The organism is Scopulibacillus darangshiensis, assembly GCF_004341035.1.
Taxonomy (GTDB): Bacteria; Bacillota; Bacilli; order Bacillales; family Sporolactobacillaceae; genus Scopulibacillus; species Scopulibacillus darangshiensis.
This window is the reverse complement of sequence record NZ_SLXK01000046.1, coordinates 26,536-34,188: the sequence shown is the minus strand read 5'-3', so window position 1 is coordinate 34,188 and position 7,653 is coordinate 26,536. Positions and strand designations below refer to the sequence as shown.

General features: G+C 40.5%; 4 protein-coding genes. All 4 read left to right on the top strand.

Annotation, left to right across the window (positions count from 1 at the left end):
* Positions 1-349 precede the first annotated feature (349 nt).
* Positions 350-2,794 carry a penicillin acylase family protein gene (locus tag EV207_RS19790; RefSeq protein ID WP_132747888.1) on the top strand — a complete coding sequence of 815 codons (2,445 nt, stop codon included), beginning with the start codon at positions 350-352 and terminating at the stop codon, positions 2,792-2,794.
* A gap of 132 nt (positions 2,795-2,926) precedes the next feature.
* Positions 2,927-4,300, top strand: coding sequence for a sigma-54 interaction domain-containing protein (locus EV207_RS19785; RefSeq protein WP_132747887.1), 1,374 nt, complete (start codon positions 2,927-2,929; stop codon positions 4,298-4,300).
* 252 nt (positions 4,301-4,552) lie between these two features.
* On the top strand, positions 4,553-6,169 hold the full coding sequence (locus EV207_RS19780; RefSeq protein ID WP_132747886.1) for an amidohydrolase: 1,617 nt from the start codon (positions 4,553-4,555) through the stop codon (positions 6,167-6,169).
* 104 nt (positions 6,170-6,273) lie between these two features.
* A complete protein-coding gene (gene brnQ / locus EV207_RS19775; protein ID WP_132747885.1) occupies positions 6,274-7,590 on the top strand; it encodes a branched-chain amino acid transport system II carrier protein in 1,317 nt (438 codons plus the stop codon).
* Positions 7,591-7,653 lie beyond the last annotated feature (63 nt).

Genomic DNA, 7,653 nt, shown 5'->3' with positions numbered 1-7,653 from the left:
ATTTAAAAAAGATGACCCCTATTCAATATAGGAATCATCTTCTATCTGCATAATCTCTTTTTTTAAAGTGTCCTTGACATGGGTGCCAGTTTAAAGCTAACAACCCTTTTTTTATTTTATTAGAGTGCTTTCTCATAAATTGGCTGAACACTCTGTCATCAGTAGGCCATTGGTCCGGTACTATTGACACAACTAATGATCTAAATTTTACTAATAGAGTGAATATTATTGATTAAACAAAACGAAAAAACTATAATTCGTTATTATAACGTTATATAAAAGTAACGTCAATTAATGAAAAGGAGGAAATTAACGAACACGCAAAAATGAATAAACAGGAGGCGATTGTTTGCAAAAAAGAAGGATAATGATGGTGTTGGCGGTTTTGCTACTGCTCTTTTCGACGGTTCCAATGTCATCTGGGAAAGCTCAGGCAGGACAACCCCAGTCCGAAAAAGTAAATGACGTAAAAGTAACGAGGGATAACTACGGTGTCCCACATATTTATGCGACATCAAAAAGGGACCTGTATCGAGCTTACGGATATGTCACAGGCAAAGACCGACTATTTCAGCTTGTCATGTTTCGCCGCGGCAACGAAGGTAACGTTTCAGAGGTTTTCGGAAAAAAGTACCTGGCTCATGATGAAAAAATGAGGAGAGACGGCTACAGTGACAAAGAAATCAAGAAGATGATTTTAAAAATGAACCCTTTTTCCCGTATGGTTATGAAATGGTATGCGGAAGGCATTAATAAGTATGTTCGAGAAGCCCGCAAAAGTCCTGATGAAAAGTTATCGAAGGAATTTCATGATTATCATGTGAAGCCGAGGTTATGGACGGATGTTGATGTGCTCCGATTGTACATGTCCTCCATGACAGTATTTATGGACCAAGAAGATGAAGTTAAAAATGCTTCAGCTCTTGAAAAACTAAAAAAGCAACATGGTGCTGAAACGGGACAAAAAATGTTTAATGATATCTTTTGGAAAAATGATCCTGCGGCAGCTACAAGCATAGCATCAACTGAAAAAGTTAAACAAGATAAAATAAAAAGAGTAAATCATTCTTTTAATGGCATTGAAACTATAGCCGGTGATCTTAACGAGGGAAGACAAAGTTTTATATCCTACTCCCACGAATTAGGGCTTCCGCTTCATGTGGGAAGCAACGCTATGGTAGTCGGTCCAAAGAAATCAAAAAGCGGAAATGCGATGCTGATGGGAGGGCCGCAGGTTGGTCTGTCAGCTCCGGGATTCATGTATGAAGTGGGGCTGCACGGGCCGGGGATAGATATCGAAGGATCCAGTTTTATCGGCTATCCTTTTATCATGTTTGGTGCGACAAGGAACTTTGCTCTAACCGCAACGGCCGGATATGGGAATGTCGTTGATATTTTTAAAGAAAAACTCAACCCGAATAACGCGCATCAATATAAATATAAAGGGAAATGGCTGAACATGAAAAAACGGGTGGAAACCTTCAAAGTCCGAGGCGAAGACGGAAGAGTCCAGAAAGTAAAAAAGGCGTTTTATGATACGGTCCATGGTCCTGCTATAGCTTTTGATAAAAAGAACTATACAGCGTACAGCAAAGCCTGGACATTCCGTGGAACAGAGGCGGAAAGCTGGTCTGCTTATTTGAAAACAAATTGGGCTCAAAATTTGCACCAGTTTGCAAAAGCAGCAAGGGAGTATACGATGTCACTTAATTGGCTGTATGCGGACAAGCATGGGAACATTGCATATTTCCATACAGGTAAACAACCGATTCGTAATAAACGCGTTGATTTAAGGCTGCCGACGCCTGGAGGCGGCCAGTACGATTGGAAAGGTTTTAAAGACCCGAAAACGAACCCGTTTGTTATAAATCCGGAAACTGGCTTTGTTGCCAATTGGAATAATAAACCATCTGCTGATTCCAATAATGGTGAGCTAAGTTACAACTGGGGTGCTGATAACAGGTCCGAACAATATATTGATCAGCTTAAAGCAACGGATGATATCACATTGGATAAAATGAATGATTTCAACTATCATGCAAGCTTAGCGAACCTTAGAACCAAACATTTTAAGCCCTACTTATTGGAGGCATTAAAACGTCATATCGATAAAAACCCAAGATACAAGAAGGTTTATCACTATCTTAAGGATTGGAACAATCTTAATGAGGATTTAAATAAAGATGGCTATTATGACAGTCCGGCAGTACCAATTTTTGAAGCCTGGTGGCCGAAGATGGTTGATAATTTGTTCAAGTCAGACCTTGGAAATGCCTATCATTCACTTAAGGACACCATTGACCACAGGTATGGCTGCAGCTTATGCTTAAGAACATTGCAAGGTGATCATGCACAGCTTCCGACACAATATGACTGGTTAAAAGTTAGTAATGATCAGGTGATTCTCCATAGCCTTGATCAAGCCTTGAAACAATTAGGTAAGAAAAGAGGCAATGATATAAGCCATTGGCTGACTCCAGTTCGTACAACAAAATTCGGTGAACAAGCAATTATTGGCGTTCAATATGGGCTCGGTTCAAGTCAACCCATTCCTGAAATGAACCGGGGAAGTGAAAACCATTATGTTGAACTAACCAAAAAGGGACCTGCCGGGCATAACGTCACACCACCAGGAGAAATCGGTTTCGTCGGTAAAGATGGGAAGGCAAATAAACATTATGATGATCAAATCAAATTGTATGCCAATTGGAAGTTTAAACCGATGCTCTTCACACGGGACCAAGTCAAGAAACATGCCGAATCAACACACTATATAAGTTTTGAAAAAAGGTGAATGATCCAACAGCCGAAGCACTATCTGGTGCTTCGGCTGTATTTTTAAATAAGGGTAAATAAAATCCTATTGTGATAAGCTATATTATATGAAATTTTATGCGATCATGGCTTTTTTGGATAGGAGGGGGATATGTTGAATATTGACCTGGATAGCTTTAAGAATTTGTCCAATTATGATGATTTATTAGTAACGGATGAAAAGGGCATGATTATCTTTTATGATGTGGCCGATTTAGATATTCTCAAGGAATTGGGGCAGACGCCTGAAGAGTTCTTGGGCAAAAATATCACAACTTTCTATAAAAATCTTACTGAGGAAAACAGCACGGTGATGAAAGTTTTAAAAAGCGGTGAAGCCTTATGTGACGTAAGACAAAAAATGCTGACAAAAATAGACAGCACTATAGAATCTGTCAGTTCAACATATCCAATTAAAGAAAACGGCAAGATTAAAGGTGCAATAGAATTTTCCAAACACTACTATTCAAAGGATAGCATTCAATACTTGGATAAGTATGCGCGGCATAAAATCTATAGAAAAAATAACACCGTCTATACCATCGAGGACATTATCACCGTCGAATCAAAAATGATAGCCGTCAAAAATAAAGTCGAAAAAATTTCCAAGACAAACTCTACAGTTTTAATTTATGGTAAAACAGGTACTGGGAAAGAACTTGTAGCACAAGCCATTCACAATTTAAGTGACAGGTACGGAAAACCATTCATTTCATTAAACTGCAGTGCTGTTCCAGAAAGTTTATTAGAAAGCACCTTGTTTGGTACAAAGAAAGGCAGTTTTACAGGCTCTGAAGATATGCCGGGCTTATTCGAACAGGCACAAGGCGGCACCTTATTTTTGGATGAAATTAATTCCCTTGCACCGCATCTTCAAGTTAAGCTGTTAAAAGCCATAGAAGAGAAGATAATTAGAAGGGTCGGCGGCCAGAAAAACATCCACTTAGATATTAGGGTCATTTCAGCCACAAATGAAGATCCAGACGATTTGCTTGAAAAAGGCAAACTAAGGGAAGATCTTTTTTATAGACTCAGTGTAGTACAAATCGACTTGCCAAATTTGGCGGAAAGAAAAGATGACATTAAGGTCCTTCTTGAGAACTTTATAAATTTCTACAACAATAACATGAATACCGTGATTAACGATGTTCAACCGGAAGTTTTGGACTGTTTTAAAGAATACAAATGGCCGGGAAATGTAAGAGAGCTTAAGAATGCTGTCGAAACGGCTTATAATAATGCCAATGCCGGACAGATTACAATAGATGATATTCCCCGAAGAATCCGTAACTACAGCGGTCCGCAAGCGGGCGCACCAACAGACGATAAAAGCCATTCTTTAAAAGATTCGGTAGAAGAATTTGAAAAAAAGATGATAGTCAGGGAATTACAGGCCGCCGAAGGAAAATTAGCTGAAACTGCAAGACGTCTTGGCATTTCAAAACAATCATTAAAGTATAAGATCGACAAGTACAAGTTAAAGTAAAAATTTTTTTACGATGAGGGGGGATTTCCCCCTTTTTTTTATGTTCAGAATTAATGCATGATGAAGACTAAATAAATAAAAAAGGAGATAAAAATGCCATTGTACGGGTAATACAGGGCTCAAGCAGCAAGGACCACGCAGCATCTTGATAAAAAAAATAATAGTTGGCACAGAAATTGCAACTTATACAATCGTGGGGGTGTTCCCATTATCATTTCGAGTTAATATCAACAAAAAGAGAGGGAGAGAAAGATGGATAAAAAAAGCGATTTTATTTTTATAAACGGCCGGATATTTACTTCTAATCCTGACCAGCCTTATGCAAGTGCAATGGCAGTGCGAGACGGTCGGATTGCCTGGATTGGGGAACAAACAAATCTGGGAGAAATGGATGGAAAACGTATCGATCTTAAAGGGCGCCGGGTCCTTCCGGGTTTTATCGATGCTCATTTGCATCCGCTGATTCTAGCACAAGTTTCAAAGCAAATAGCCTGTGCGCCGCCGATTGTTCATTCAATTGAAGATTTAATGGATCAGATTCGAAAACAGCGGAAATCCCGGGACAAGGCTGAGTGGATTGAGGGATGGGGATATGATGAAGGGAAATTAACCGATAGGCGGGCGCCGACACGCTGGGATTTAGATCAGGCTGCACCAGGTGTCCCTGTGATGATAAGGCGGGCAGATGGTCATATTGCTGTGGTGAACAGCGTGGCATTAGAAAGGGCTGGAATTACAAAGGACACGCCGAATCCCCCAGGTGGACAAATTGATAAAGATGCAGATGGTGAACCTACAGGGGTTTTACGCGAAAATGCGAAAGATTTGGTTTTCGAAGTCATGCCTGTTCAAACTTTCGAAGATAATGCTTTTGACCTTGCTGAGTTAAGTTCAAAATTGCTTTCACATGGCATTACAGCAATAACAGACCTAATGGCAAGAACAGAACCCCTTGATTACTTTGAGATTTATAATGAGGCACACAACAAAGGTCTCAAACAACGTACGGTTTTATACTATAAGTGGAGCGATTTGGAAAAACAACCTGTATTAGACGAGAATAAAACAAACAGAAAAAGCCCTGTTCACATTGGAGGCATTAAATTATTCGCAGATGGCAGTGTATCCGGACAAACTGCCTGGGTAAATCCGTCTTATCATAGGGGGGATGGAAATGTCGGCATTGCAACGACATCCAAAGAAGAATTGTTAGCTGCGGCAGAAGCGGCAGAGCAGAATAACATCCAACTGGTTGTTCATGCGATGGGTGAGCAAGCGATTGATTTAATTGTTAATACATTTTATGGCAAAAAAGGCTGGTTGAAGGATGGCCCATCCATAAGGATTGAGCATGCCGCCATGCCGACAAATGAGGCCATTCGGCGCGCGGCTGAAACGGGATTTGCTTTCGTCCCACAACCGATTTTTCTATATGCAGAAATTGAAAGCTATCTTAATAACTTGGGTCATGACCGTACGAAGCAAACCTATCCGGTTCAATCCATGTTACAAGCAGGTATTAAAGTAGCGTTCTCTTCCGATGCTCCGGGAACTGCATGGGCAGATCCTGCCAATCCTTTTGTTGGGCTTAAGGCTGCTGTAACACGTCTGGCCCATGATGGAACGGATACAGGTCAGGAACAGCGAGTAGATATCTCCACTGCCATCACACTTTATACCAAGGAAGCTCAGGAAATCACGCGTATTCCTGATGTCGGACAACTTATTCCAGGGTACCATGCCGACTTTATTGTACTTGATCAGGACATTTTGGAGATCAGTCCTGAGACGATTGATGAGGTTAAGGTGGAAGAAACCTATATGGGCGGTAACTTGGTTTATCAGGCAAAAAGTGTAACTCATGCATAGAAATAAGGGTCTGCCTATCCATTTTCCGAACAAAATGGATAGGTCCCTGATTTTCCTAATTATCATCGGCTTCATTAAACGACGGAATGGGAAGTGAAAAAGGGATGAACAAAAGGATAATAAATACATTTACATTAGGCTTTGCCCTATTTGCGATCTTTTTTGGGGCGGGAAATCTCGTCTTTCCCCCCACGATTGGACTCGCCTCTGGAACAAGTTGGGTCCCTGCGTTCATCGGATTTGGTATCACAGGGATTATTCTTCCGTTATTAGCAGTATTTGCGATATTAAATTTCGGCGGCAGCTTTGAAGATCTGACAAAACCGATTAGCTCTTGGTTTCATAAGGTTTTTAATCTCTTTCTTATGGTTGGCATTGGCGCGTTCGTTACAATCCCAAGAATGGCAGCAACAACACATGAGTTAGGTATTCACATTTTATTTCCTGATGCGCCTTCTATTGTAACAATTATAGTTTTCTTCTCTATATGTTTTTATTTTACAATGGATAAGACAAATGTAGTGGATAAAATAGGGAAAATCCTGACACCACTTCTGATAGTCATCCTAATAGTTATTGTCGGAAAGGGGATTTTCGATCCAATTGGATCACCTGTTAAAACAGATCTTAAGAATCCATTTTCAAATGCGTTTATTAGCGCCTATCAAACAGGTGATGTGGTTACCGGAATATTCTGCGCCCCTATTTTTATAGCAGCGATTATAGGCCATGGTTATAAAGGTGCCGCGATGAGAAAAGTAGCCGCTCGTGGAGTAATAATTGCAGGGCTTGGTTTAACGATTGTCTACGGCGGTTTGCTATTTATCGGAGCAGAAGGCAGTGCAATATTCCGTCAGGGGACTAGCAGCACGGCACTTGTATCAGCAATCGTTGATCAGGTCCTTGGTAATTTTGGTGCTGTTGCCCTAGCTATCGCCATTGCATTAGCTTGTCTCACTTCGGCAATCGGCGTAATCCCTGTTATAGCGGACTTTCTGAATAAACTTACTAAAGAGAAAGTCGGTTATCGCATTTGGGCACTTATCATTTGCATATTAGCTGCTGCGGTTGGATCATTTGGTGTTGATAATATTATTAACTATACAATGCCGATATTTACGGTACTCTATCCAGTCGCGATTGTACTTGTCATCCTAGGTGTTTTTCGCACATTTATTCCGAATCCGGGAGCGTATAGAGGTACGATCCTCTTAACTTTTTTGACCAGTTTAATAGCCGCTTTGGGAACGCTTGGTTTGAAGGTCCCTGTATTAGCTCAGCTTATAACCATACTGCCGTTAAGTTCCCAAGGGTTTGCTTGGCTAGTTCCGGCAGTCATTGGTTTTGTATTAGGGGCGGCTATTCATAAGGGTGCTGACCATAAGATGGAAAAAGAATCAACAATAAGTGCAAATGAATAATGATCCGATTAAGAACAACGAGCGGGCAATATTATTTGAAAAATATGAATCTATGGGAGGTAT

Coding starts and splice junctions, on each gene's coding strand:
- EV207_RS19785 (WP_132747887.1), top strand. CDS start 2,927: ATGTTGAATATTGACCTGGATAGCTTTAAGAATTTGTCCAATTATGAT.
- EV207_RS19780 (WP_132747886.1), top strand. CDS start 4,553: ATGGATAAAAAAAGCGATTTTATTTTTATAAACGGCCGGATATTTACT.
- brnQ (WP_132747885.1), top strand. CDS start 6,274: ATGAACAAAAGGATAATAAATACATTTACATTAGGCTTTGCCCTATTT.